This window comes from Parasaccharibacter sp. TMW 2.1891, from assembly GCF_023337675.1.
GTDB lineage: Bacteria > Pseudomonadota > Alphaproteobacteria > Acetobacterales > Acetobacteraceae > Bombella > Bombella apis.
The window spans coordinates 595,398-620,722 of sequence record NZ_QORT01000001.1 but is presented as its reverse complement, the minus strand read 5'-3'; the positions used below and the strand labels follow the sequence as shown (position 1 = coordinate 620,722).

22 protein-coding genes and 1 tRNA gene are annotated in these 25,325 nt (G+C 61.9%); 12 read left to right on the top strand and 11 right to left on the bottom strand.

All coding sequences use genetic code 11. From position 1 onward, the window contains the following. Nucleotides 1–71: 71 nt before the first annotated feature. Complete coding sequence (gene gltB, locus DTJ15_RS02680; protein ID WP_408902165.1) at nt 72–4,631, bottom strand: glutamate synthase large subunit; 4,560 nt, start codon at nt 4,629–4,631, stop codon at nt 72–74. Further along, on the bottom strand, nt 4,631–6,061 hold the full coding sequence (locus DTJ15_RS02675) for an NAD(P)-dependent oxidoreductase (protein ID WP_249109333.1): 1,431 nt from the start codon (nt 6,059–6,061) through the stop codon (nt 4,631–4,633). The genes gltB and DTJ15_RS02675 overlap by 1 nt, the downstream gene beginning before the upstream one ends. A 324-nt stretch (nt 6,062–6,385) precedes the next feature. On the opposite strand from DTJ15_RS02675, the gene DTJ15_RS02670 reads away from it, so the two are divergent. The 7 genes from DTJ15_RS02670 (at nt 6,386) to DTJ15_RS02640 (ending at nt 10,896) form a co-directional block, all read left to right on the top strand. Next, nucleotides 6,386–6,472, top strand: a tRNA-Leu gene (locus DTJ15_RS02670). A gap of 60 nt (nt 6,473–6,532) precedes the next feature. Beyond that, a complete protein-coding gene (locus tag DTJ15_RS02665; protein ID WP_043560607.1) occupies nt 6,533–7,183 on the top strand; it encodes a ribonuclease D in 651 nt (216 codons plus the stop codon). Between the two features lie 12 nt (nt 7,184–7,195). Further along, nucleotides 7,196–8,173, top strand: coding sequence for an SIS domain-containing protein (locus tag DTJ15_RS02660; RefSeq protein ID WP_043560609.1), 978 nt, complete (start codon nt 7,196–7,198; stop codon nt 8,171–8,173). After that, nucleotides 8,170–8,910 (top strand): LPS export ABC transporter periplasmic protein LptC, encoded by a 741-nt coding sequence (gene lptC, locus DTJ15_RS02655; RefSeq protein WP_249109332.1) that lies wholly within the window; start codon nt 8,170–8,172, stop codon nt 8,908–8,910. Before DTJ15_RS02660 ends, lptC begins: the two co-directional genes overlap by 4 nt. A gap of 7 nt (nt 8,911–8,917) precedes the next feature. Then, on the top strand, nt 8,918–9,847 hold the full coding sequence (locus DTJ15_RS02650; RefSeq protein WP_248630411.1) for an LptA/OstA family protein: 930 nt from the start codon (nt 8,918–8,920) through the stop codon (nt 9,845–9,847). Further along, nucleotides 9,844–10,590, top strand: coding sequence for an LPS export ABC transporter ATP-binding protein (lptB, locus tag DTJ15_RS02645; protein ID WP_043560625.1), 747 nt, complete (start codon nt 9,844–9,846; stop codon nt 10,588–10,590). The genes DTJ15_RS02650 and lptB overlap by 4 nt, the downstream gene beginning before the upstream one ends. Before the next feature lie 63 nt (nt 10,591–10,653). Continuing rightward, a complete protein-coding gene (locus DTJ15_RS02640) occupies nt 10,654–10,896 on the top strand; it encodes a hypothetical protein (protein WP_249109331.1) in 243 nt (80 codons plus the stop codon). 46 nt (nt 10,897–10,942) lie between these two features. Here the strand turns inward: DTJ15_RS02640 and DTJ15_RS02635 are convergent, their stop codons facing one another. Together DTJ15_RS02635 and DTJ15_RS02630 are read right to left on the bottom strand one after the other, a co-directional pair. Then, the gene (locus tag DTJ15_RS02635; protein ID WP_249109330.1) at nt 10,943–11,206 is read right to left on the bottom strand and encodes a DUF1150 family protein; all 264 of its coding nucleotides are present in this window, start codon (nt 11,204–11,206) and stop codon (nt 10,943–10,945) included. Beyond that, the gene (locus tag DTJ15_RS02630; RefSeq protein WP_249109612.1) at nt 11,193–11,678 is read right to left on the bottom strand and encodes an Hsp20 family protein; all 486 of its coding nucleotides are present in this window, start codon (nt 11,676–11,678) and stop codon (nt 11,193–11,195) included. The genes DTJ15_RS02635 and DTJ15_RS02630 overlap by 14 nt, the downstream gene beginning before the upstream one ends. 212 nt (nt 11,679–11,890) lie before the next feature. Between DTJ15_RS02630 and def the strand changes: the two genes are divergently transcribed. From def to truA, 3 genes are read left to right on the top strand one after another with little or no spacing between them, the layout of a single operon-like run. Continuing rightward, a complete protein-coding gene (def, locus tag DTJ15_RS02625; protein WP_052349200.1) occupies nt 11,891–12,442 on the top strand; it encodes a peptide deformylase in 552 nt (183 codons plus the stop codon). Nucleotides 12,443–12,445: 3 nt separating this feature from the next. Further along, nucleotides 12,446–13,378 carry a methionyl-tRNA formyltransferase gene (fmt, locus tag DTJ15_RS02620; protein WP_249109329.1) on the top strand — a complete coding sequence of 311 codons (933 nt, stop codon included), beginning with the start codon at nt 12,446–12,448 and terminating at the stop codon, nt 13,376–13,378. Next, a complete protein-coding gene (gene truA / locus DTJ15_RS02615; RefSeq protein WP_043560635.1) occupies nt 13,371–14,162 on the top strand; it encodes a tRNA pseudouridine(38-40) synthase TruA in 792 nt (263 codons plus the stop codon). The genes fmt and truA overlap by 8 nt, the downstream gene beginning before the upstream one ends. 13 nt (nt 14,163–14,175) lie before the next feature. On the opposite strand, the gene DTJ15_RS02610 is transcribed toward truA, so the two are convergent. Beyond that, nucleotides 14,176–14,994, bottom strand: coding sequence for a sulfotransferase (locus DTJ15_RS02610; RefSeq protein ID WP_249109328.1), 819 nt, complete (start codon nt 14,992–14,994; stop codon nt 14,176–14,178). A gap of 254 nt (nt 14,995–15,248) precedes the next feature. On the opposite strand from DTJ15_RS02610, the gene rfaE2 reads away from it, so the two are divergent. Next, the gene (rfaE2, locus tag DTJ15_RS02605) at nt 15,249–16,739 is read left to right on the top strand and encodes a D-glycero-beta-D-manno-heptose 1-phosphate adenylyltransferase (protein ID WP_249109327.1); all 1,491 of its coding nucleotides are present in this window, start codon (nt 15,249–15,251) and stop codon (nt 16,737–16,739) included. Then, complete coding sequence (locus DTJ15_RS02600) at nt 16,736–17,869, top strand: AGE family epimerase/isomerase (RefSeq protein ID WP_249109326.1); 1,134 nt, start codon at nt 16,736–16,738, stop codon at nt 17,867–17,869. The genes rfaE2 and DTJ15_RS02600 overlap by 4 nt, the downstream gene beginning before the upstream one ends. A 24-nt stretch (nt 17,870–17,893) precedes the next feature. Here the strand turns inward: DTJ15_RS02600 and DTJ15_RS02595 are convergent, their stop codons facing one another. From DTJ15_RS02595 to yidC, 6 genes are all read right to left on the bottom strand, one after another. Further along, nucleotides 17,894–19,645, bottom strand: coding sequence for a chloride channel protein (locus DTJ15_RS02595; protein ID WP_249109325.1), 1,752 nt, complete (start codon nt 19,643–19,645; stop codon nt 17,894–17,896). Nucleotides 19,646–19,785: 140 nt separating this feature from the next. Next, a complete protein-coding gene (gene dapE, locus DTJ15_RS02590) occupies nt 19,786–20,931 on the bottom strand; it encodes a succinyl-diaminopimelate desuccinylase (RefSeq protein WP_249109324.1) in 1,146 nt (381 codons plus the stop codon). An 8-nt stretch (nt 20,932–20,939) separates the two neighbouring features. Continuing rightward, nucleotides 20,940–21,770, bottom strand: a complete 831-nt coding sequence (gene dapD / locus DTJ15_RS02585) for a 2,3,4,5-tetrahydropyridine-2,6-dicarboxylate N-succinyltransferase (protein WP_081563016.1) — start codon at nt 21,768–21,770, stop codon at nt 20,940–20,942. Nucleotides 21,771–21,824: 54 nt separating this feature from the next. Further along, nucleotides 21,825–22,721, bottom strand: coding sequence for an acetylglutamate kinase (gene argB, locus DTJ15_RS02580; RefSeq protein ID WP_043561420.1), 897 nt, complete (start codon nt 22,719–22,721; stop codon nt 21,825–21,827). 72 nt (nt 22,722–22,793) lie between these two features. Continuing rightward, a complete protein-coding gene (yihA, locus tag DTJ15_RS02575) occupies nt 22,794–23,459 on the bottom strand; it encodes a ribosome biogenesis GTP-binding protein YihA/YsxC (protein WP_373364570.1) in 666 nt (221 codons plus the stop codon). After that, the gene (gene yidC / locus DTJ15_RS02570) at nt 23,459–25,243 is read right to left on the bottom strand and encodes a membrane protein insertase YidC (RefSeq protein ID WP_249109323.1); all 1,785 of its coding nucleotides are present in this window, start codon (nt 25,241–25,243) and stop codon (nt 23,459–23,461) included. The genes yihA and yidC overlap by 1 nt, the downstream gene beginning before the upstream one ends. Nucleotides 25,244–25,325 lie beyond the last annotated feature (82 nt).

Here is a 25,325-nt window from a genome sequence, read left to right as displayed (position 1 = left end):
GGGGCTGTGAAAACTCTCTTTTCTGTCACGGTCCATCCTCCAGCCCCGCAGCCCTGCCCGGGTGGCCCCTGTCAGGCTGACAGGCTTCTGAGATCGGCCTCCTCATACCCGATGATGCGGGCATAATCCTTCGGCACGACATGCCAGAATTTCGGCAGAACCTCCTCCCAGTGGTGAAGAAGATCCGCCGCATAGGCACTGCCCGTCTCACGCTCGTGCCGCTCCACGAGGCCCCGCAGCTCATCTTTCCACCGTCTGGCCGTCACGGGCTGGCACATGACCGTGTCGTGATTCACCCGTTTCGGGAAGTCGCCATCACGGTCCAGCACATAGGCCGTACCACCCGTGAAGCCTGCCCCGAAATTGTCCCCGGCCTTGCCCAGAACAACGACCGTACCGCCTGTCATGTATTCGCAGCCATTGGAGCCACAGCCTTCCACCACGGCCACGGCACCGGAGTTCCGCACGGCGAACCGTTCTCCGGCCTGCCCGGCGGCAAAGAGTGCTCCCGCCGTCGCACCATAAAGCACCGTGTTGCCGATGATGGAATTCTTCTCCGTGGCGCAGGGTGTCGCACTGCTGGGCCGCAGCACCAGAGTGGCCCCGGAGAGGCCCTTGCCGACATAATCGTTGGCATCACCTTCCACCTCGATGCGCAGCCCCTGTACGGCGAAGGCCCCAAGGGACTGACCGGCAGACCCACGCAGGGAGAGCGTCAGATGCCCTTCCGGCAGGCTGGCCATGCCGAAGCGACGGGTGATGAGGGATGACAGCCTCGTCCCCACCGCACGATGCGTGTTGCGGACGATATAGTGCAGATGCAGCTTCTCCCGCCGCTCGAACAGCGGCTGCGCATCGGCGATGATCTGTGCATCCAGCGTGTCCGGGACCTCATTGCGGCCCTCCAGCGTGCAGTGACGGGCAAAGCCGCCCGTATCCGCCTGCACCAGCAGGGCGTTGAGGTCCAGATCATCCAGATAATCCGAGCCACGATAGACCTGATGGAGCAGGTCCGTCCGGCCGATGATCTCCTCAAGAGAGCGGTATCCCAGACGGGCCAGAATGTTGCGGACATCCTCGGCGATCAGCGTGAACAGGTTGATGACCTTCTCCGGCGTGCCCTCGAACTTCTTCCGCAGCTCCTCATCCTGCACGCAGACACCGACAGGGCAGGTATTGGTATGGCACTGCCGCACCATGATGCAGCCCATCGCCACAAGAGCCGCCGTACCGATGCCGAACTCCTCGGCCCCCAGCATAGCGGCGATCACCACGTCACGCCCGGTCTTGATTCCACCATCAACGCGCAGCTTCAGCCGATGACGCAGACGGTTGAGCATCAGCACCTGATGGGTCTCGCTCAGCCCCATTTCCCACGGCAGGCCGGCATAATAGATGGAAGACTGGGCACTGGCCCCCGTCCCACCGGAATGGCCGGAGATCAGGATGGCATCAGCCTTGGCCTTGGCCACACCGGCGGCGATGGTCCCGATGCCCGTCCGGGCCACGAGCTTCACCGTCACGGTCGCCTCCGGGTTAATCTGCTTGAGGTCGTAGATCAGCTGGGCAAGGTCCTCGATGGAATAGATGTCATGATGCGGCGGCGGCGAGATCAGCGTGACGCCCGGCGTGGCATGACGGAGACGGGCGATCAGCTCCGTGACCTTGAAGCCCGGAAGCTGGCCCCCCTCACCCGGCTTGGCCCCCTGTGCGACCTTGATCTCCAGCTCCCGGCAATTGTTGAGATATTCCGCCGTCACGCCGAAGCGGCCGGACGCCACCTGTTTGATGGCCGAGGACGCATTGTCCCCGTTGGGCCGTGGTGTGGCCCGGGCCGGGTCCTCGCCTCCCTCGCCGGAATCGGACTTCGCCCCGATGCGGTTCATGGCGATGGCCAGCGTCTCATGCGCTTCCGGACTCAGCGCACCGAGGGAGATGCCCGGGGCAACCAGCCTGCGGCGGATCTGGGTGATGCCTTCCACGTCATCCACGTCAATGGACCGTGCGCTGGAACGGAAATCCAGCAGATCACGCAGGGCGACCGGCTCCTGCGCCTCCAGAGCGTCCGCATAACGGCGGAAGAGCCTGTAGCTGTTGGCCTGCACCGCCGTCTGAAGCATGTGGACCGCACTGGCCGAAAAGGAGTGCGCCTCCCCACCCGGGCGGATCTTGTACCGCCCCCCGATGGGCAGCGGAGACACGTTGGCGGGCTGCCATGCCTGCCTGTGCGCCTTGATGACGTTCCGGGCGATACCGGGCAGGCCGATGCCCGAAATGCGGGACGCCATGCCGGGGAAGAACTCGGCCACAAGCGCACGGGAGAGGCCGATCGCCTCGAAATTGTACCCGCCACGATAGGCCGAGACGACCGAAATCCCCGCCTTGGACATGATCTTGAGCAGCCCCTTGTCCACGGCCTTGCGGTACTGCTCCATGGCCTGCCGCAGGGTCATCTTTCCGAACAGCCCCCGCTGGAGACGATCGGCAATGCTCTGCTGGGCCAGCCACGGATTGACCGTGGAGGCCCCCACTCCGACCATCACGGCGAGGCTGTGCACGTCCAGCACATCGGAGGCCCGGACATTCACGGAGGTGAAGGTCCGCAGGCTGTGATTGGTGAGATGGACATGCACGGCCGCCACGGCCAGCACCATGGGAACCGCCACACGGTCCTCCGTGGCGTGTTCATCGGTCAGAAAGAGATGGGCACAGCCACCCCGCACGGCATCCTCGGCCTTCTGGCATGTCTGCGTCAGGGCCGCCCGCATCCCGTCCTCGCCCTCGGCCAGCGGGAAGGTACAGTCGATAACCTCACCCTGCCTGCCGCACATCTCCTGAAGACGGCTGAATTCGCCATTCGTCAGGATGGGGCTGGAAAGCTGGAGAAGCTGGCACTGGCCCGCTTCCTCGGCAAGGATGTTGCCCAGATTGCCCAGCCTCGTCACCAGGCTCATGGCCCGTGTTTCCCGCAGGCTGTCGATCGGCGGATTCGTCACCTGGCTGAATCCCTGCCGGAAATAGTGGGACAGCCCCCGATAATGCCGGGACAGCACCTGAAGCGGCGTGTCATCCCCCATGGAGGCCAGAGCCTCGCTGCCATTCTCCACCATCGGCTGGAGCGTGGCCTCCATGTCCTCATAGGTCAGGTTGACGGCCAGCTGGCGACGGCGCAGCATCTCCGCATCAATGCCGTCCGGTTCCGTCACCCGAGCCATCAGCGGCCCGACATCCTCGATGCCGTCCCTGATCCAGCTCTCATAATCCTGCCGGTTGATAAGCATGTCCAGCACGTCATCCGGCGTGTAGAAACGGGCTTCATCAAGGTCCAGCGCAAGGGTCTGCCCCGGCCCGAGCCGCCCACGCAGGGCGATGGCCTCATCTGGCACACGCACCATGCCCGTCTCGGACCCGACGATCAGCAGCCCGTCCTTCGTGATGCTGTAGCGCAGCGGCCGCAGACCGGCCCTGTCCAGACCGGCGATGATCCAGCGGCCATCCGTCCCGCACAGGGCCGCCGGACCGTCCCACGGCTCGATGACGGCATTGCAGTAGCGGTAGAATGCCTTGGCCCGGGCGGACAGGGAAGAATTCGCCCCCGCCGCTGCCGGGATCAACAGGGCCTTGGCCGATGGTGCCGTCCGTCCAGCGAAGGTCAGAAGCTCGAAGACATTGTCCAGAGCGGCCGTGTCGGACCCCGCCACCTGCACGACCGGCTTGAGGGCCTCCATGTAGTCATCCAGCACCGGGCTGCTCAGCCGTGTCTCATGCGCCCGCATCCAGTTGACGTTGCCGGAGAGCGTGTTGATCTCCCCGTTATGGGCGATCTTGCGGAAAGGCTGGGCAAGCTTCCATTTCGGGAAGGTGTTGGTGGAATAACGCTGGTGATAGATGGCAAAACGGGAGACAAACCGCTCATCCAGCAGGTCCGGGTAAAAATCCGTCAGGTTTTCCGCCAGAAACATGCCCTTGTAGATGAGGGAGCGGCAGGACAGGGAGCAGATGTACAGCTCCACCTGTGCCCGTGTCGCCTCCTGCTCGATCCGACGACGGATGACATAGAGGTCCCGTTCCAGCGTTTCCTCATCACGCCCCAGCGTGTTGCGGATCATGATCTGCTCAATCTCGGGGCGGGTCTCGTTGGCCTTCTCGCCAATGCAGGCCGTATCAATCGGCACCTGACGCCAGCCATAGATGCCGTAGCCGAACCGCAGGATTTCCGTCTCGATGATCTGGCGGCAGCGTTCCTGCGCTCCCAGGTCCGTGCGGGGCAGGAAGACCATCCCGACGGAGATGCGTCCCTCGATCCGCAGGTCACCCGCATTATGGATGGCATCCTCAAAGAAATTCTGCGGGATTTCCACATGGATGCCAGCCCCGTCCCCCGTCTTGCCATCAGCATCGACGGCACCACGGTGCCAGATGTTGCCCAGGGCCTCGATGCCCGCCTGCACCACGGCACGGCTGGGCCTGCCATCCATCGCCGCCACAAGCCCCACACCACAGGCATCATGCTCCTGCGCCGGGTCATACAGCCCTTCCAGCCGTTCAACATTGGCCTGATAGGCCTTCACGAAGTCCCGTGCCGTTTCCGGAGCGGATGTCATGGTCGTGGTTTCGTTCATGGTGGTCATCAGGCACACTCCCCGACAGATGTTGCGGTCCGGGCAGCCCCGGCAGACAGATGGTTCATGATGGAATCGGCGGCGTCCCGCCCGTCCCGGATGGCCCAGACGACGAGGCTCGCCCCCCGGACGATGTCCCCACCGGCAAAGACACCCGGCAGGCTGGTTTCATGCCCGCTGCCGGAGACCTCCAGCGTGCCCCACCGTGTCACGGCGAGGTCGGGCCGGTTCCAGAGGTCCGGCAGGTCTTCCGGCTCGAACCCCAGCGCACAGATGACCAGATCGGCTTTCAGTTCACGAGTCGATTCCGTCGGCTCCACGGCCCGGCGGCCCGCCGCATCAGCTGCCCCGAGGCGCATCTCCCGCAGGCGGACGGCCTTCACCCTGTCATCGCCAAGGAAGGCCTCCGGTGTCAGCATCCACTCAAAGCGGGCTCCTTCTTCCTCCGCATTGAGAACCTCCTGACGGGAGCCGGGCATGTTGTCACGGTCCCGACGATAGGCGCAGACCACTTCCTTCGCCCCCTGCCGGATGGCCGTGCGGACGCAGTCCATGGCGGTATCACCGCCCCCCAGCACCACGACACGTTTGCCTTTCGCTGTCAGGCCAGCAGTCTCATGCTCCGTCTGGGAGGCCTTGAGGTAAGGAAGGGCCTCCACCACGTTGGCCAGACCGGCCCCCGGCCCCTTCACCTGCCGGGCACGATACACACCCGTGGCCAGAAACACGGCATCATGCCGCTGACGCAGTTCCTCCAGAGGCAGAGCACCATCGCCATGCCCGACGGACTGCCCCAGGTGGAAGATGATTCCCTGTTTCTCCAGCAGCTTCCAACGACGTTCCACGACGCTCTTGTCCAGCTTGAAGCCCGGAATCCCGTACATCAGCAGCCCGCCGGGTTTTTCCTGCCGTTCATAGACGTGCACCTCATGCCCTGCGGCCCGCAGACGCTCGGCACAGGCAAGACCGGCCGGGCCGGACCCGACAATCCCCACGCTCTGCCCCGTTTCCTCGGCGGGCAGACGGGGCAGGACCCAGCCTTCCGCAAAGGCCGTCTCGGTAACATACCGCTCCACGGCCCCGATGGTCACGCTGCTGAAACCCGGACGGATGACGCAGTTCCCTTCACAGAGACGGTCCTGCGGACAGATGCGGCCACAGATTTCCGGAAAGCTGTTGGTGCTGGAGGAAAGTTCATAGGCTTCCTTCAGCCGCCCTTCCGTCGTCAGGCGCAGCCATTCGGGAATGACATTGCCCAGCGGGCAGTGGACCGTGCAGTACGGAATCCCACACTGGGAACAGCGTGACGCCTGCTCCTGCGCCCTCTGAGGGCTGAACCCGGCGTAAATCTCGCCAAAATCCCCCCGTCTCTCGGCAGCCGAGCGTTTGTCCGGGAGTTTCTGGGAGCAGTTTACGAACCGCAGCATCTGTTCAGCCATTATGACATCAATCCCCGTCTTGCCTGCACCGTGAAGCGCAGAATGGTCCTTGTCGCCCCAGCACTAAACAGCTCAACCATAAAAGACCAGACAGTACCGCTTACCTAATGAGCATCATAACATCCTGAAAATGCGCATGATTGTCATTTTCATTTTACAAAATAAGTCCGAAACGGACCTATGTTCAGCCTAACATCATTCCATTCGTTTTTTTTCAAAAGGATGCATTTTCCTCATTGACGTCCCCCCTCCTGCGCCGTAAAAGCATCTTCAACAGAGCTGAGGCGGCTTCCTCACGGAGACAGCTTCCTCTTACAGCTTTATGCCCAGATGGCGGAATTGGTAGACGCGCAGGCTTCAGGTGCCTGTGTCCGCAAGGACGTGGAAGTTCGAGTCTTCTTCTGGGCACCAAGGCTTTCTCCCCTGACATGCAGGGCAGAATTGTCCCCTCTCAGAAAATCCGGTGAATCTATGAGCACTCCGCGTAACGCCATTCATCTATATGAGGGCGACCTCCCGGACAATCTTGAGCTGGGCTCTTCCATCGCCATTGATACCGAGACCATGGGGCTCAACCCCCACCGGGACCGCCTCTGCCTCGTGCAGATTTCCGCCGGGGATGGTCAGGCGCATCTCGTACAGTTCGTGCCGGAACATCTGGGCGGGCGTGGCTACGGGCACTGCCCCAACCTCAAGGCGCTCCTTCAGGACAGTTCTGTCACCAAGCTGATGCATTTTGCCCGGTTCGACGTGGCCGTTCTCCAGCATTATCTCGGCATCACGCTGAATTCCGTCATCTGCACGAAGATTGCCGCCCGTCTTGTCTATACCTTCACGGACAGGCATGGCCTTGCCTATCTCAGCCGGGAGCTGCTGGGCGTCGAGATGTCCAAACAGCAGCAGAGCTCCGACTGGGGCAGCCCGACCCTGACAGAAGAGCAGCGCCAGTATGCAGCCTCCGATGTGCTGCATCTCCATGCCCTTTGGGAAAAGCTGGAAGCCATGCTCATCCGGGAAGGGCGGCGTGATCTTGCGCAGAGCTGCTATGATTTCCTCCCTGCCCGTGCAAAGCTGGATCTTCTGGGCTATGATGTGTCGGACATTTTCGCCCATCGTGCCTGACATAGCTGCTCCATGACCTCATCTTCCCTCTCGACCGCCTGCCGTGCCCTCCAGACAGAACGTCAGGGGCTTGAGCAGCTCGAGGCGTGCCTGCGTGGCCCCATGCAGGAAGGGTTTGAAGCCGCTCTCACTGCCATACTGTCCATGAAAGGCCGCCTCATCCTGACAGGGATGGGGAAATCCGGCCATATCGGTCGCAAGATCAACGCCACCCTGGCCTCCACGGGAACACCATCACTGTTCCTTCATCCTGCCGAAGCCGCCCACGGGGATCTCGGCATGGTAGAGGCCGATGATGTCATCCTCTATCTCTCCAATTCCGGCGAGACCAACGAGCTGGCGCCAGTCCTGCTTCATGCAGCCCGCCTGAATCTCACGCAGATCGCCTTTACGACACGGGCCTCATCGACACTGGCCCAGTCGGTGCAGATTCCCCTCATCCTCCCTGCCGCGCCGGAAGCCTGCCCGATGGGACTGGCCCCGACAACCTCCTGCCTGCTCCAGCTGGCCCTGGGGGATGCGCTGGCCATCGCCCTGCTGGAACGCCGTGGCTTCAATGCGCATGATTTCGGTCTCCTGCATCCGGCAGGGACGCTGGGTGCCCAGCTCCGCCCCGTCAGCAATTTCATGCATACAGGGCAGGACATGCCACTGGGCCATGAAAACATGTCCCTTCGTGCCGTGATTCTGGAAATCACCCACAAGAGTTTCGGCTGCATCGGCATTCTGGATGACGAAGGCCGCCTTGCCGGGCTCATCAGCGATGGTGACCTCCGCCCCGCTTTGGACCGTGATCTCGACAACACCACGGCCGTGGAGATCATGAACCGCACGCCCCTGACGGGCACGGCAGACATGCGGGCTCAGGACATACGGCACCTCATGAATGACCGCCCTGTCCCGGTGAACAGTCTTTTCATTCTGGATGAAGAGCGTCGCCCTGTCGGGATTCTTCATCTGCATGATCTCCTGCGGGCAGGTCTCTCATGAACGCACCGCAGCCCAACCGGGAAGATTTTGACCCGGACCGTCTGGAAAAGACCCGCCAGCTGGATGCCATGCGACAGGAAAGCATGGCCAGACGGCGCACGCCCCCTTCAGCCGAAGCCATGGCCAGACGGAGCCTGCTGCTGAAGCGGGCCAAATGGGGTCTCCCCGGTCTTGCGATGTTCCTGCTGTTCTCGGTCGCCATATGGCCGGAAATCAATCATCTGATCCACCAGAACAGCGCCATTCTGGCCAGCATGCGTCATGCCCATACGGATAGCGGCATGATGGAACATGCCGCCTACCACGATCTTGATTCGCAGGACCGCCCCTATACCATCACATCCCGCATTGCCCGCCAGAGCGAGCCGGACCGCATCGACATGACCGAGCCTGAGGCAGACATCCTGCTGCACAATCATCAGTGGGTCCATGCCCGGGCGGATAGCGGCATGTATCTCCAGCACGAACAGACGCTGACACTGAACGGCCATGTCGTGGTCTACCGCAGTGACGGCGTCCTGCTGAACAGCCCTTCAGCCGATATTGACCTGCCCCAGCAGGTCATCGCCACGCATGACTGGGTCCATGCCGAAGGGCCCTTCGGCACGCAGGATGCAGAAGGCGCCTTCATGGACCAGCAGACAGGGACTCTCCAGTTCCTCGGTGCCGGACGTACGGATCATTTTGAGGATTTATCACCCGCCCCCTCTTCTCCCGCAACGCCGAAAAGCCCATAAAGGAAGCATGATGCGTCTCCCTGTTTTTTCCCGCCCTCATGCTTTTCTTGCCGCTGCCGGTTTTCTTCTGGCCGAGGCCCTGGCCCCCTCTCCCACTGCTCTGGCAGCCGACCCGACACCCGGGGATCAGGCCCATGGGCAGGTCGTCCATCTTTTCTGGAAGAAAGAAGAGATCTACGACCATAACCGCCAGACCGTTACCCTGACGGGAGGTGCCCGTGCCCAGCGGGGCGACATGACTGTCGATGCCGATACACTCATCGGTTATCTGCGCCCGAAAAAGCAGGCCGCAGGCACATCCAGTACTGATGAGAGCCAGAAAAATGGTGGCAGCAGCGACATGGAACTGTACCGTGTTGAGGCCTTCGGCCATGTCCATATCTACAATCTGGAAGATCAGGGCTGGGGCGATCACGGGCTGTACGATGTTGACAGGGCCGTCCTGCTGATGACGGGCAAAGCCATGAAATTCACTACGCCCCGTCAGCTCATGACAGCTCGGGACCTTGTGGAATATCACCCCCAGACCCATACCTCCATTGGCTGGGGAGAAGCGACCGTCAATACCAGTGACGGCAAACGCATCACCGCTGATGTCATGCAGGCTGTGGAACTTTCCGATGCCCAGAAAGCCGCCAACAGGGCCAGCCAGGCTGCTGGTGGGGAAAAAGCGAAGAGTGGCAATCTGGACCGGGCCTATGGCTGGGGCCATGTGGTCATCCGTACGGACCGGCAGACCGCTACCGGAGACCGTGGCGTCTATCTGGCCGGACCGGAGCTGGCCCGGCTGATCGGCCATGTCCGTGTCACGCAGGGGCAGAACCAGAACAATGGTTCGCAGGCCATCGTGAACATGAAGACCGGCGTCTCCCATATGCTCTCCGGCTCCAGCGATCCCGTACAGGGGCTGATCGTCCCCAATGAGGCAGGCAAATGACCATGCAGGAAAATCAGGGGAAACCAGGCCTGGCTGCCCGGGGTATCGGCAAAAGCTACAAAAAGCGCACCGTCGTCCATGATGTCTCTCTCCACGTGCAGCGTGGCGAGGCTGTCGGGCTGCTTGGCCCGAATGGTGCAGGAAAAACGACCAGCTTTTACATGATTGTCGGGCTGGTGCAGACAGACATGGGCAGCATCACGCTTGATGGTGCCGACATCACCCCCCTGCCCATGTACCGGCGGGCCAGGCTGGGAGTCGGTTATCTGCCGCAGGAAGCCAGCATTTTCCGAGGGCTCAATGTCGAGCAGAACATCCTTGTTGCTCTGGAAGCCGTCGAGAAGGACCGGGACAGGCGGCAGGCCATGCTGGATGGCCTGCTGGCTGAATTCGGCATCACCCGTCTGCGCCACTCTCCTGCCCTGGCTCTCTCGGGGGGTGAACGCCGCCGTCTCGAGATCGCCCGCGCCCTGGCAAGCCAGCCAAACTACATCCTTCTGGATGAGCCACTGGCCGGGATCGACCCCATTGCCGTCAGTGAGATCCGTGCCCTCGTCTCCCATCTGAAGGACCGTGGCATCGGCGTTCTCATCACAGACCACAACGTGCGTGAAACGCTGGAGGTCATCGACCGGGCCTATATTCTTCATGGCGGCCGTGTCCTGATGGAAGGAACACCGGAAGCCATCGTGGCCAACGAGGACGTGCGCCGGGTCTATCTGGGAGAGAATTTCTCCCTGTAAGGGGGAAAATTCTTTCACACCCCTGCCATAATGAGCTGCCAGTATCTGTCAGGAAAAGTGGATGTGCCCATATCCACTCCGGATACTGGGGAGGCCATGAAGAAAATCCTGTTCAAAGGTTCACAATCCTGCTTTTTCGTCACGTGCTGCATGATCTCGGACCGTACCTCCCACCAGCTGGGCCTCTACTGGGGCATCGGACACAGTGACCTCCTCGACCTCGCCTGCATGGTCGTCATGGTCCTTCCCCTATGGCTGCTGTTTGGCTGGAGCCAGACACGTTGCGGCTTACAGAACAAACGATGAGCCAGTCTTCCGTCCGTCAGAAAAGGACAGCCCCACGGCTGGCCCTTCATTGCAGGAAGGTCGGCACCATGTCCTGCTCCAGAATGGCATCCACGGCACTGTCCTCGTCCTCGACAATGCCGACCGGGGTACCGTCTGCTGCATGAATGGCCACCAGCGTGGCTCCTTCATGCATAATGGTCCGGAAATAGGCAACTTCCTTCATGCCCCAGTCCCGCAGCTCCGCACCCGTCATGGTACGGGCCCGGACCTGCATGTCCCCTGCCAACCCAGCGTCGGCAGAGGCTCCCCTCTCATCATTCCCGGCCAAAAGGCTCCTCCTCTGCGACAGGAGGAAGATCACGGGCCAGCTCCACATCACGGGCTGGTGATGCCGGGGCCCGTACGGCTCCCCCGGAACTGCCCTGCTGGATGGCAATATGCTTCACCCGCACCTCCGGCTCCGGGCGATGAAGGTCGATGTGCAGCAGGCCATTATCCAGCCAGGCTCCAGCAATCTCGATTCCCTCTGCCAGAACAAAGGCCTTGTGAAACTGCCGTGCTGCAATCCCACGGTGCAGGAAAACGCGCCCCTGCGTGTCATCCGCCTGCCGCCCACGAATCACGAGCTGGTTGTCTTCCTGGGTGATCTGGAGATCATCCATGACAAAACCTGCAACAGCCAGCGTGATGCGGAGTGCCGTGCGGCTCAGCTGTTCGATATTGTAGGGCGGGTACCCATCCGATGCTGTTTTTGATGCCCGTTCAAGCATTTGTTCCAGATGATCAAACCCCAGAAACATGGGGGAAGTGAAAAGACGTCCAGACGACATGGCTCTAAAATGCCTCCTCAGGGAGCGAGACGTGAATGATGACGAACGACCCTACACAAGGCATCGCCCGTCCCCGCTGATATGAGGATGGAAAGACCATGATGCAAGGCCCGCCATGCCCCGGCCTGCCGCATCAAAGAACAGGCTGGCATTACACACAGCCAGCCGCTAACATGCCTGCCATGAAAAATTTAGAGTTTCTCGACCGGCTTGATGACATCGCCCCGACATCAATCCTTGTTGCCCCCCAGCCCGTGCTGAGCCAGGTGGCCCATGAGGTCCGCCCGGAAGACATGACGGCCCTCCGTGAGGCCCTGCCGGGCATGTTCTCCGCCATGTACAAGGCCCCCGGTATCGGTCTGGCCGCCCCGCAGGTGGGGCTCAGCCAGCGTTTCGTGCTGGTTGATGTCGCCCGGGAGGATGAACCCCGCCGACCGATGGTCCTCATCAATCCCGAGATCATCGAGTCCACCGAGACCCTGGCCGTGCGGGAGGAAGGCTGCCTCTCCCTCCCCAACCAGTATGCCGAGGTCATCCGGCCGGAATCCATCCGTGTCCGCTATCGTGACCTGGACGGCCAGACCATCGAGCAGGATGCGGACGGCCTGCTGGCCACCTGTATCCAGCACGAAATCGACCATCTTGATGGCATCCTGTTCGTCGATCATCTGTCCTCCCTGAAGCGCAACATGATCATGCGCCGTCTGGCCAAGGAACAGAAGCGGAGACGATAACCCATGCGCCTCGTTTTCATGGGATCGCCGGATTTTTCCGTCCCGGCCCTGCACGGCCTGATCGAGGCCGGGCATGAGATTGTCGCCGTCTATACGCAGCCCCCCCGTCCCGCAGGCCGGGGCAAGGCCCTGCGGCGTCAGCCCGTTCATGAGGCAGCCGATGAGCTCGGCATTCCCGTGCGGACCCCGGAAAAACTGCGCCACAATGATGAGGAGCTGGCCTTCTTCCAGAGCCTGAAGGCCGATGCCGCCATCGTGGCTGCCTACGGCCTCATCCTGCCGGAAGCCATCCTGAAAGCTCCCCGGCTGGGCTGCCTGAACATCCATGCCAGCCTGCTCCCCCGCTGGCGGGGGGCCTCGCCCATCCAGTCCGCCATCCGGGCCGGAGATGCCGAAAGCGGCGTCTGCATCATGCAGATGGACAAGGGGCTGGATACCGGAGCCGTCCTTCTCTCCGAGGCCACCCCCATCACACCCGAGGACACGGCAGGCAGCCTGCATGACCGGCTGGCTGGGATCGGTGCCCAGCTGGTCGTCCGCACGCTGGAGGAACAGCCAACTGCCGTTCCACAGGATGATTCCCGGAGCTGCTACGCTCCAAGACTGGAACGCAAGGACGGGCAGATCGACTGGGGCCGTTCTGCCGTGGAGATTGAACGTCAGGTACGGGCCTTCATTCCGTGGCCCGGCAGCTACACGCTGCTGGATGGACAGACCTACCGCATCGGTGCCGTCAGCCTGACTGATGCGGCTGAGACTGCCGCCCTCATGGCCTCGGCTCCTGCTCCGGGCACGGTTCTGGATGACAGGCTGACCATTGCCTGCGGGACAGGCTGCCTGCGGATCGAACGCATCCAGAAACCGGGCCGGGCCATGATGGACCGGGAGGCCTTCCTCCGTGGCACGAAACTGGACAGAGGGATGCGCCTTGACTGACGCCGCCCCGCCCGGCATCAGCCGCTGGGCCATCCGCATCGAATTTGACGGGCGGCCCTATGTCGGCTGGCAACGCCAGAAAAGTGGCCTTTCCGTCCAGCAGCTCATCGAGGAGGCCGCCGAGCATCTCACGCAGGGCCGCAAGGTCAGCAGCGTGACAGCGGGCCGGACCGATTCAGGCGTCCATGCCGCCGGACTCGTGGCCCATCTGGACTTTCCCGATGATGCCCCCCTCAGCCGCAAGGCCGTGCGGGACGCCATCGGCTACCATCTGAAGCCCCATCCCATTTCCATTCTGGAAGCCGCCCCGGCCCCCGAGGGCTGGAACGCCCGCTTCTCCGCCACATGGCGGCGTTACCGCTATACCATCCTCAACCGTCCGGCCCGTCCGGCCATGCAGGAAGGGTTCGTCTGGCACATCCGTGCCCCGCTGGATGTCGAGGCCATGCAGGAAGGCGCCAACCATCTGCTGGGCGGGCATGACTTCACCTCCTTCCGGGCGGCAGCCTGTCAGGCCCGTGATGCCCTGCGGACGCTGGATGAACTCACCATCACCCGCTCCGGCGACCATGTCCATGTGGACGTGCAGGCCCGGTCCTTCCTGCACCATCAGGTCCGCAACATGGTGGGAACGCTGGCTCTGGTCGGCCATCATCAATGGCACCCGGACCGTGTAAAGGAGGCTTTGGAAGCCCGGGACCGCTGCAAGGCTGGCCCCACCGCTCCCCCCGATGGCCTATGCCTGATGGATGTCGGCTACCCGGATGATCCTTTCCGGCCATAAACTCTGCTGGTTTTCATATGATCCGTACCGACTTCGGGTTCATGCTTCTGTCCCTCCAGAATGCACCCCCAGCAAGACGGTTCACGACATCGGGTGGCAATATGAGAGGATGCTTCTGGGGCTCCACCTTCTGGGCAATTTCATGCAGGCCCGGCGTTTCCAGAGCCTTGTCGTATGCCGTAGGAGGCGTGTAACGGACATTGTTCATGTCGTAAGTGGCCGCAGGAACGTTCAGTTCCTTTTCCAGAAGACGCATGACGGACAGGGGCTGTGTCACCAGGCTGTCATAATCAACCAGTACCAGTTTGGACGAAAACTGTCCGAAAAACGCCTCCTGCAAGGCCTGATACGCAAAACCGAAAGCCCCCGCAGGAGACAGCAGATAATTCACCCGCTGATGAAGCGTGGCCCGATGTTCCACGGGCACGAGATAGGATGAAAGCATCGGGTCCCTGCCAATGATGCGCTCAAAGGAGTTGATCACCCAGACAGGATCACGCACACAGCAGATCACTTTTGCATCAGGGTAGAGATAGTCCAGAAGCTGAAGCTTGCTGCACCAGGCCCGGTTATTGTCAATGACCAGATTCGGCCTTGATGGCATGTCGTGATATGTATCCATTGTCTTCTTAAGAAGATTCATGACCTTTCCATCGCTGAATTCAGTTTTATATTCACCTTCTGAAATAACGGAAAGCATCTTTGTCATGAGAGAACAGACAGGTGTTGAATATTCTGCACAGTAAATGTCAGGATGCTGCCCTAAAAGAACACTAAGAAGGGTACTTCCTGAGCGGGGAAGACCGGATATAAAGTGAACATGACGAGACATTACGTACTTCCCGGCCCTGTTTTTTTTGTTTCAGTCTGTATTGCATGAGTATGTGTCATAATTATCACTGTCAACTTCAAAAATGTATAAAATTTATTTATTATGCCACAGACCCTCTTCCGGGCTGGATAAGACCCTTTCCCTGACGACAGAGTGGTAAAAACATCCTAAACTTTCCTCTCCAGACATGAGGCCACGGACGCTGCCGAACGCCACTCACGGGCAGTGCTGTCTCCTGAAGGGAGGGACGTTTTTTGACTGACACGCTGATTGACGGTGCCATCACCATTCTGGGTGATCTGCTGCTGGACCAGTACATCACCGGGGATGTCACCCGCATCTCGCCGGAAGCCCCCGTCCCTGTCCTGCTGAGCAGCCACCAGCGGTCCACGCCCGGCGGAGCCGCCAACGTGGCCGTGAACGTGGCCGCCCTCGGTCATCCGGTCCATCTGGTCGGCGTGGTGGGTACGGACCAGGCGGCCGGGACGCTCCGTCAGGCCCTTTCGGTATGGCAGGAGATCAGGCTGGATGGTCTGGTCGATGATGCCAGCTGGACGACCATCACGAAGACCCGTGTCCTCAGCGGGCGGCAGCAGATCGTCCGGCTGGACAATGAAAAGCTCGTCCCTTTCTCCAGGGCCACCGAGGAGGCCCTCATCGCCTCCACCCTGAAGGCACTGGAAACATCCCGGATTCTCATCTGCTCCGACTATGCCAAAGGTGTCCTCTCCGACCGTGTCCTGCACGCCATCATGGGGGCCGCCCGCAGCCGGAACATTCCCGTTCTGGTGGACCCCAAGCGGGCCGATCTCTCCGCCTATCGGGGGGCCAGCCTGCTGACACCCAACCGGCAGGAACTCGGCAAGGCCCTTGCCGCCTCCGGCATCGCCCACCCGGCAGGCCGCCCGTGGACACTGACGGATGATGAGGAGGTGGAACAGGCCTGCGCCGCCGTCGCCCCGCTGACGGGCGGCGACATTCTCCTCACACGCTCCGAAAAGGGCATGACGCTCTGGCAGCAGAAGGCCGCCCCGCTGCACTGCCGTGCCCATCCTTCAGAAGTCTATGACGTCTCCGGGGCCGGGGACACCGTCATCGCCACGATCGCCTGTGCCCTGGCCAGTGGCCGCTCCCTGGCCAGCGCCGTGACCATGGCCACCACGGCCGCCGCCATTGCCGTCAGCAAGCTGGGCACGGCCTTTGTCACCCGGGACGAACTGCACCAGAAGCTGCTGGAAGAAATCGCCGACAGCGGAGCCTGCCTTCCCCTGCCCGACGCCTGCGCCATCGTGGAGAACTGGAAACGGCACGGAGCCTCCGTCGTCCTGACGAATGGCTGTTTCGACCTGCTCCATCCCGGCCATGTCTCGCTCATCCAGTTTGCCGCCAGCCAGGGTGACAAGCTGATCGTCGCCCTCAACACCGACGCCTCCATCAGGCGGCTGAAAGGCCCCCGCCGCCCGCTCCAGACAGAACAGGCCCGGGCCACGGTCATCCGTGCCCTGCGGCATGTCGATCTGGTCGTCCTCTTTGATGAGGACACGCCACTGGACATCATCTCCGCCCTGAAGCCCCACGTCCTCGTGAAAGGGGCCGATTACCGGGAAGATGAGGTCGTCGGGGGGGATGTCGTCAGGGAACATGGCGGGCGTGTCTGTCTGGCCCCGCTGCTGGACGGACATTCCACAAGCCGCATCGTGCAGACGATGGATGACAGCCACCCGGCAAAGGACACCCAACAATGACATACAGACAGACATGGCAGGACTGGCTGCTCCACAAGGCTCTGCCCCTCTGGTCCCAGGCCGGTTTCGACAGGGATGCAGGCCTCTATCACGAGCGGCTGACCTTTGAGGCCACCCCCATCACCCTGCCCCATCGCCGCCTGATGGTGCAGGCCCGGCAGATCGCCACCTACTGTCAGGCCGCCCTGAACGGCCATTACGACGCCGGGGAGCAGGCCCTGACGGTGCTGGACCATGTCACGCAGCGATATCACCGGGCCGACGGCAGCGCAGGCTGGGTCTTCGCCCTTGGGCCTGATCTGGCCCCTTCCGACGCAAAACGGGACCTGTACGGCCACGCCTTCATCCTCTTCGCGCATGGATGGGCCTACCGTCTGGGCAAAGACCCCGCCCTGCTGCACAGGGCAGAGGCCAGCCTGGCCGAAATCGACCAGCTCTTCCCCTCCACACATGGCGGATACCGGGATGTCCTGCCTGCCACGTCGGACCGGCACTCCCAGAACCCCCACATGCATCTGCTGGAAGCCTGTCTGACACTTTTCGAGGTCTCGGGTCGGGAGGTGTTCCTCCATCATGCCGATGCCATCCTGAAACTGGCCCTGCAGTCCTTCATCCCGGCCGGAACGGATGCCCTGCTGGAATTCTTCACGCCGGAATGGAAGCCGGAACGGCCTGCGGGCCAGAACCGTGTCGAACCCGGCCATCAGGCGGAATGGTGCTGGCTACTGGGCGAGTATCTCCGTCTTGCCCCCGATGGCAGGCACGCCGCTACTGCCCGTCAGGCGCAGCAGCGCCTCCATGACCGCCTTCAGAAGACCGCTCCCGGCCCTCTCCTGCCGGATGCCCTGCTGGATGATGGCTCGATGCTGGAAGCCTCCACACGCATCTGGCCCCAGACCGAAATGATGCGCCTTCTGGCCCAGCATGGTCCGGCGGATCTCCAGTCCCGGCAGGAACGGCTCGCCACCATGAGCCAGCTCTTCTTCACCCATTATGCCCCGGCCCCGCTCAATGGCGGGTGGATCGACCGGCTGGATGAGCAGGGCAAGACTGCCACGGACCACATGCCCGCCAGCAGCCTCTATCACATCTACAGTGCCGGACAGGCCATCCTCGGCACCACTCCATAAGTCCGCTCCACCGGGGACGGACCATCACACGGAAAAACGTCCATCCCCGGCAAGGTCCCGGCGGCTGCGCTCCAGCTCCACGGCGTAGCAGCGCAGCGTGTGCCGTTCGCTCAGCTGCCCGACAAGCTGGCGGGACTGACGATCCTCCACCACGGCCAGCACGTCAGCTTCCGCCTCTGCAAACAGGTCGGCTGCCTCACGGATGGTCATGTGCGGCTCAAGCATGATGTCCCGATAGCAGGCCAGACTGGAGACAGGCTCCTCGCCTGCGCAGGCCGCCGTGATCTCGGACACCAGGACAATTCCCTGATACCGGCCCTCCTCATCCACCAGCACGAGCCGCTCCTCAATCCCCAGTGTCAGCTGCGCCTGTGCCTGCCGAATGGTCATGGACGCCGGAAAGCTGCGGACCTGTGCCCGCATCAGCTTCTGCACGGTCAGGGTACGGAAGCGGCCCACATCCACGGCGGACCGGATGGTCTCTCCCCTCAGGTGAAAACGCCATGTCGCGAAATTGTATCCGAAGAGCCTCCGGACCGTCAGCAGGGACAGGGTGGCCGACAGCACCACGGCACTGCTGAGCGGCATGATCCCCGTCATTTCCAGCACCATGCAGATCATCGTCATGGGGCCTCCAATGATGGCCGTGGCCATGGCCGCCATACCGAGCACGGAACAGACATGACCATCAGCCGGGGCCAGACCATAAGGAGCCAGCAGAGCCCCGAATGCCTCACCGGCCAGAACACCCAGAAACAGCGAGGCAAAAAACAGGCCACCCCGGAAACCCGACCCGATGGACAGGCACGACGCCACCGCCTTGAGGACCAGCAGCAGAAGAGCCAAGGACGGCACGATCTCCCCCTTCAGCACCAGCCCAACCCCACCATGCCCGGCCGACAGGACCGAGGGGAAAGGTGCCGCCAGACAGGCCACAAGCAGACCACCAGCGACAGGCCGTAGCCAGACCGGTACAGGCAGCTTCTGGAACACCGCCTGGGTCTGCGTCACGCAGTACATGATGAGAATGGCCACGAAAGCACACAGAATGGCCAGCAGGCTGACCCCGGGCACATCAGCCCAGCCCATCTGCCAGCTGGTCACCAGTGGTGGCAGGCCGCCATCCATCCGCATGAGATGCCGGACACCCAGCCCGGCCATGGCCGCCAGCGCAATGGGGAACAGGTTGGCAAGACTGTACGTTCCCAGCACCAGCTCGAACGCATAGAAGGCTCCGGCAATCGGAGCATCAAACCCGGCACTGACAGCCCCGGCCGCCCCGGCTCCCACCAGAATCCGCATGTCCTCCCGCCGGACATGGAAGACCCGCCCCAGCCACGAACCGAAAGCAGCGGATATCTGCACATAGCCAGCCTCCAGCCCGATGGAGGCCCCCACGCCGTTGGACAGGACCGTCTGCACGGCAAGACTGATACTGTCCCGGACGGACATGCGCCCGCCATGCAGGGCATTGGCCTCCACCGGGTCCACCGGGCGCCGCTTCATCCAGCGACGCAGCAGGGCACTCAGCCCGCCAACCGCCAGACCACCACCGCCCAGTACCAGCAGACAACGCCATAGTGGCAGTGCAGGCAGTTCCGACAGTCTGCCACCATTATGCAGGCCATAGAACACGACATGCAGGCCGAGGGTCACGACATTGATCAGCAGGACACAGCAGCCCGCCAGTCCCCCCGTCAGCAGGGCCAGCAGGAACAGCCCCAGCCCGTCACGCCGGACGAAGGACCGCAGCGTAGCAGGGGCCAACAACCTCATCCGTGATGACCCGTTCCCTCTGGACATGCGGGGCTCTCTCCTCTTTCCAGTATCGGCCGTGCTACAGAGTCCCGCCCTGTATACAGAAAACCCGCCTCAGACGGGCGGGTTTCCCAGACATCCATCATTGTGAAAGAAGCTCAGACACCAAAACGCTGCATGAACTCCAGATAAACCTGTGTCAGCTGCTCCACGGAGGCCAGAGACACATGCTCGTCACGCTTGTGCATGGTGGCCCCCACAAGCCCGAACTCCGCCACGGGGCAGCAATGCGTGATGAAGCGGGCATCGGATGTTCCCCCGCCCGTGTCGAGCTTTGGCGTCCTCCCCGTCACGGCCTGCACGGCCTGGGAAAGTTTCTCCACCTCGGCACCGGGTTCCGTCAGGAAAGATTCCCCGCTGACAGCCACATCAAGATCAGCCTCCGGCGCATGGCAGGCAACGACATCCTCAATCCAGTTGCGCAGGCTGCCGCTCGTATGAAGGTCATTGAAACGGATGTTCACCCGGGCCTGTGCCGTGGCGGGAATGACGTTGGTGGCCGGATTCCCGACATCCACACTCGTGATCTGCAAGGAAGACGGAGCAAACCAGTCACTGCCGTGATCCAACGTGCGGGATGTCAGATCATGCAGGATCGGCACAAGGCGGTGAATGGGATTGTCTGCCAGATGCGGATAGGCCACATGCCCCTGCGTGCCCTTGACGGTAATCACCACATTCATGCTGCCACGGCGGCCGATCTTGATGACCTCGCCCATTTCAGCCGGATTGGTCGGCTCGCCCAGCAAGCAGAAATCCGGGGCCTCGCCCTGTTCTTTCATCCATTCCAGCACGGAACGGGTGCCATACCGGGCCGGTCCTTCCTCATCCCCCGTTATGAGGAAGGCCAGACTGCCCTTCAGCGGTCCGGCCTCCAGCCTGCGGGCTACGGCAGCCAGAGCAGCGGCGACACCGCCCTTCATGTCCGCCGTGCCACGGCCGTAGATATGCCCGTCCCGGATATCTCCGGCGAAAGGGTCGCAGCTCCAGCCCTCACCGGGAGGAACGACATCCGTATGCCCTGCGAAGCAGAGACAGGGACCGCCCTGCCCCAGCCGGGCATAGAGGTTGGGCGTCTGCCCGCCTTCGGGACCGAAGGAAAGGCGTGTGACCTCAAACCCCATCATCTCCAGCGACCGGGCCACGACGCCCAGTGCCCCGTCATCCGCCGGAGTGACGGAGCGGCACCGCAGAAGGTCCTGCAACAGGGCGACGGGATTGGAAGGAGATGATGGATGGCTCATGAGGTCACTCAGTCACGCAGCAGCTCATTGATGGATGTCTTGGAGCGTGTCCGCTCGTCAACACGCTTGACGATCACGGCACAGGCCAGGGACGGCCCGCCCGGAGTCTTCGGCGGCAGGGTTCCCGGCACGACCACGGAGTAGGCCGGAACACGCCCCATATGGATCTCACCCGTCGTACGGTCCACGATCTTGGTGGAGGCCCCAAGGAACACGCCCATGGAGAGGACTGAGCCACGCTCCACGACCACGCCCTCGGCCACCTCGGAACGGGCACCGATGAAGCAGTCATCCCCGATGATGACCGGTGCGGCCTGGAGCGGCTCCAGAACACCGCCGATCCCGGCACCACCGCTGATATGGCAGTTCTTGCCGATCTGTGCACAGGAGCCGACCGTGGCCCATGTATCGATCATCGTGCCGCTCTCGACACGGGCACCCAGATTGACGAAGCTCGGCATCAGCACGACACCCGGAGCGATGTAGGCGGAACGGCGGACGACAGCCCCCGGAACGGCCCGGAACCCGGCCTTCTCGAACTCTGCCTTGCCCCAGCCGGCGAATTTCAGCGGCACCTTGTCAAAACCCGGAGCCCCACCGCAGCCATTGGCCATCGGCTCGGATTCATACAGGCGGAAGGACATGAGGACGGCCTTCTTCAGCCATTCATGCACGACACGTCCATCTTCCTGCTGCTCGGCAACGCGGAAGGTCCCGTCATCCAGCCCGGCAAGAGCGGCTTCCACGACATCACGGGCCTGACCCTGCGTCTGCGGGGACAGGCTGGCACGGTCTTCCCAAAGGGTTTCAATCTGCTTGCGAAGCTCTGCGTGATCCATAAAACGCTCCTTATTCTACAACCATAATCCAGGCAGGCTGCCCTGCCCCATCTCTCAGTCCGCCTTGATGAGCGTACCCTGCCCTGCCCTGGTGAAGAGTTCCAGCAGGCAGGTATGTGGCACCCGGCCATCCAGAATGACGGCCGCCTTGGCCCCGGCCTGCACGGCCTTGAGGCAGGTCTCCACCTTGGGAATCATGCCGCCCGTGATGTGCCCCTCCCGGATGAGACGGCGGGCTTCCTCGGCTGTCAGCTCCTCGATGCGCTGGCCATTCTCATCCAGCACGCCGGGAACATCCGTCAGCATCAGCAGGCGGGAGGCCCGCACGGCACCGGCAACCGCACCAGCAGCCGTATCCGCATTGATGTTGTAAATCTCACCTTCATCCCCAGCCCCGAGCGGCGCCACGACCGGGATCAGGCCAGCCCCCAGCAGGGCATACAGCACCCGGGGGTCCACATGCTCCGGCTTGCCGACAAAGCCCAGATCGACCGCTTCCCGCCCGTTTCCTTCCGTCCGGTGATAATGGACAAGACGGCTGGCCTGGATCAGACGCCCATCACGCCCCGAAATGCCCACGGCCAGCGCTCCAGCGTGGCTGATGAGATCGGCCACCTGCTTGTTCACCGTGCCGGAGAGAACCATCTCGATCACGTCGATCATCTCACGGTCCGTGACACGAAGGCCATCAATGAAGCGGGACTCAACACCAAGCCGCTTCATCATGCTGTTGATCTGCGGACCACCGCCATGCACCACGATCGGGTTGATGCCCACCAGCTTGAGCAGGGCAATGTCCCGGCCAAAGGTGGCGGCAAGGCTGTTCTCGACCATAGCGTGACCACCATACTTCACCACGATGGTGTCGCCAGCATAACGGCGCAGATAAGGCAGCGCACCGGCAAGGACGGCAGCCTGCTGCTGGTCGCTCAGCAGGCCACCATGGGCCATCAGGGCATCCGGGAAAGCGGTAGAAGAGGTATCAGAAGAAGACATGGGCATTTCACTATACAGAAAAACTTTTCAGGGCCGTGTACCGGCGGGCTCGGCAAAGCGGGCCATTATGCCACGCAGCTCGGCAATCCCCAATGATGTCGTGCTGCTTGTTGCCACAATATGCGGGAAAGCCGCCGCATGGGTCTTTGCCAAAGCCTCCACCTCTTTCTGCCGTGTGGCCAGAGCGGAAGCCGACAGAGCATCACATTTCGTCAGTACAATCTGGAACACCACAGCGGCCCTGTCCAACAGGTCGCAGACCTCCCTGTCGGAAGCCTTGAGGCCCACACGCCCGTCAATCAGCAGGATCACGCGGGCCAGATTCGGCCTGCCCCGCAGATAGGCGAACATCGTCCTCTGCCAATCTTCCTTCACCGCTTTGGAGGCCTTGGCAAAGCCGTAACCGGGCATGTCCACGAGGGAGAGCCTCCCCCCCAGATTGAAGAAATTGAGCTGCTTGGTCCGCCCCGGCTCGGACGAAGCTCGGGCCAGAGCCTTCCGGCCTGTCAGCGCATTGATGAGGCTGGACTTGCCCACATTGGAGCGGCCAGCAAACGCCACCTCCGCCCGGTCGGGCGGGGGCAGCTGCTCGATTGTCTGCGCCCCGAAGAAGAAATCACAGGGACCTGAAAAAAGTCTGCGTCCTTCCTCCAGCTCATCCTCGCTGGGCAGGACTGTCTGCATCTGCTCCATCACGAGCCCTTCTTCTTCTCACCGCCCTTGCGCGGTGCCTTGCCTTTGCGACCGATCAACGGCACGGGCAGGCTGGTCCGACGCTCGATGTAATGCTGCTGAAGGAAAGTCAGCACGTTGTTCCATGTGTAGTAGACCAGCAGGCCCGCCGGGAAGCTGGACATCACGAAGACATACACGATGGGCATGAACTGCATGATGCGGGCCTGGGCCGGGTCCATGCTGACCATGCTGTGCTTCTGGAGCAGCCAGAAGGTGATGCCCAGTGCCGCCCCCCAGATGCTGAGATGCAGGAAGGAGAAGATGTGCGTGGGATCAAACGGCAGCAGCCCGAACAGATTGAACAGATTGGTCGGGTCCGGTACGGAAAGGTCCTTGATCCAGCCAAAGAAGGGCGCATGACGCTCATCAATGCTGAGATTGAGCATCTTGTACAGGCAAAAGAAGATCGGTGCCTGGATCAGCATGGGCAGACATCCACCTGCCGGGTTGATCTTCTCTTCCTTATACATGGCCATGACCTTCTGGTTCATGGTTGCCGGATCATTCTTGTATTTTTCACGGATCTCCGTGACCTTCGGCGCAATCATGCGCATGCGGGCCGAAGACTGCGCCGCCTTGGAGGCCAGCGGGAACAGGACAATCTTGACGATCAGCGTCATGGCCATCAGCCCAAGGCCGAAATTGCCGATATGCGCATAGAGCCAGTGCAGCAGAAACAAGATCGGCTTCGTCAGGAAGCTGAACCAGCCGAAGTCGATGCTGTCATCAAAACGGGGCAGCCCCAGCTTGCGACCATAATAGCGCAGCAGGCCCGGCTCCTTGGCCCCGGCAAACAGGTAACTGCCCTGCCCGAGGCGGGCCCCGTCCTGAATGACCTGCGGCTCCTGCGAAGTGAAGGTCACACGATAGGACCCGTGCTCTTCCGGCAGGTAACTGTACCGGATGCGCACGTTGGCAGACGCATCCGCCCCAACGGCTGTCAGCCAGTACTTATCCGTGATGCCACCCCAGCCGCCTTTTCCGGCGTCTGTCCATGACACATGGTCCGGGCCGTTGCCATCAGTCCGCAGGGACTTGTACCCCTTGTCCGCCAGACGGCCATTCATGACGGCGATTGGCCCCTCATAAGCCGTGAAGGAACCGGTATCCTCCGGCAGATAGTCACGCTGGACACGCTGGAACGGATAGACCGACACGGGTTGGCCGGAATGGTTCTCCACCTCCTGCCGCACCGTCACCATGTAGTGGTGGTCCTGCTCCAGATGAATGAGGAAGCGGACCCCTGCCCCATTGTCCCAACGCAGGCTGACCGGGGATTCCGGCGTCAGGCTGGTCTGCTCCCCATCAACCTGCCAGAGGGAATGGTCATTGGGTAGACGGGTGGTGAACCCGGCAGCATTTTCCCAGCCAATGACCAGATAGGTCGGCTGGGCACCGCCTGCCCTGTCCAGCAGACGGACCAGAGGGCTGTCCTTGGCAATCGTCTCACGATAGCGGGTCAGCTCCAGATCATCCAGCCGTGCACCACGAAGGTTGAAGGAACCCTGCACATCCGATGACGTAACCTTCAGCCGATGTTCCTGGTGATCATCCGCCTCATCCATAGGGCCAGCAGGCGCCGGAGATGCCAGAGCGGGTTGCTGCACGGCAGACGCTGGTGCCGGAGCAGACCCCTGATCCTCCACCGGTTTGTGTCTGTCCGGCGGAAGGAAGATGTTGAAACCGATCAGGATCATGGCCGACAGGATGACGGCCAGAATAATACGTTTGCTACTTTCCATCGGGCTGGAGCCGCTCTTTCTTCATGCTGGAAGGGTAGATTGCCTCTTCACTGGCGTAAAATCGTCCTCAAAACAATAGCCA

Coding starts and splice junctions, on each gene's coding strand:
- gltB (WP_408902165.1), bottom strand. CDS start 4,631: ATGACCACCATGAACGAAACCACGACCATGACATCCGCTCCGGAAACG.
- DTJ15_RS02675 (WP_249109333.1), bottom strand. CDS start 6,061: ATGGCTGAACAGATGCTGCGGTTCGTAAACTGCTCCCAGAAACTCCCG.
- DTJ15_RS02665 (WP_043560607.1), top strand. CDS start 6,533: ATGAGCACTCCGCGTAACGCCATTCATCTATATGAGGGCGACCTCCCG.
- DTJ15_RS02660 (WP_043560609.1), top strand. CDS start 7,196: ATGACCTCATCTTCCCTCTCGACCGCCTGCCGTGCCCTCCAGACAGAA.
- lptC (WP_249109332.1), top strand. CDS start 8,170: ATGAACGCACCGCAGCCCAACCGGGAAGATTTTGACCCGGACCGTCTG.
- DTJ15_RS02650 (WP_248630411.1), top strand. CDS start 8,918: ATGATGCGTCTCCCTGTTTTTTCCCGCCCTCATGCTTTTCTTGCCGCT.
- lptB (WP_043560625.1), top strand. CDS start 9,844: ATGACCATGCAGGAAAATCAGGGGAAACCAGGCCTGGCTGCCCGGGGT.
- DTJ15_RS02630 (WP_249109612.1), bottom strand. CDS start 11,678: ATGTTTCTGGGGTTTGATCATCTGGAACAAATGCTTGAACGGGCATCA.
- def (WP_052349200.1), top strand. CDS start 11,891: ATGAAAAATTTAGAGTTTCTCGACCGGCTTGATGACATCGCCCCGACA.
- fmt (WP_249109329.1), top strand. CDS start 12,446: ATGCGCCTCGTTTTCATGGGATCGCCGGATTTTTCCGTCCCGGCCCTG.
- DTJ15_RS02610 (WP_249109328.1), bottom strand. CDS start 14,994: ATGTCTCGTCATGTTCACTTTATATCCGGTCTTCCCCGCTCAGGAAGT.
- DTJ15_RS02600 (WP_249109326.1), top strand. CDS start 16,736: ATGACATACAGACAGACATGGCAGGACTGGCTGCTCCACAAGGCTCTG.
- DTJ15_RS02595 (WP_249109325.1), bottom strand. CDS start 19,645: ATGAGGTTGTTGGCCCCTGCTACGCTGCGGTCCTTCGTCCGGCGTGAC.
- dapE (WP_249109324.1), bottom strand. CDS start 20,931: ATGAGCCATCCATCATCTCCTTCCAATCCCGTCGCCCTGTTGCAGGAC.
- dapD (WP_081563016.1), bottom strand. CDS start 21,770: ATGGATCACGCAGAGCTTCGCAAGCAGATTGAAACCCTTTGGGAAGAC.
- argB (WP_043561420.1), bottom strand. CDS start 22,721: ATGGCCCATGGTGGCCTGCTGAGCGACCAGCAGCAGGCTGCCGTCCTT.
- yihA (WP_373364570.1), bottom strand. CDS start 23,459: ATGGAGCAGATGCAGACAGTCCTGCCCAGCGAGGATGAGCTGGAGGAA.
- yidC (WP_249109323.1), bottom strand. CDS start 25,243: ATGGAAAGTAGCAAACGTATTATTCTGGCCGTCATCCTGTCGGCCATG.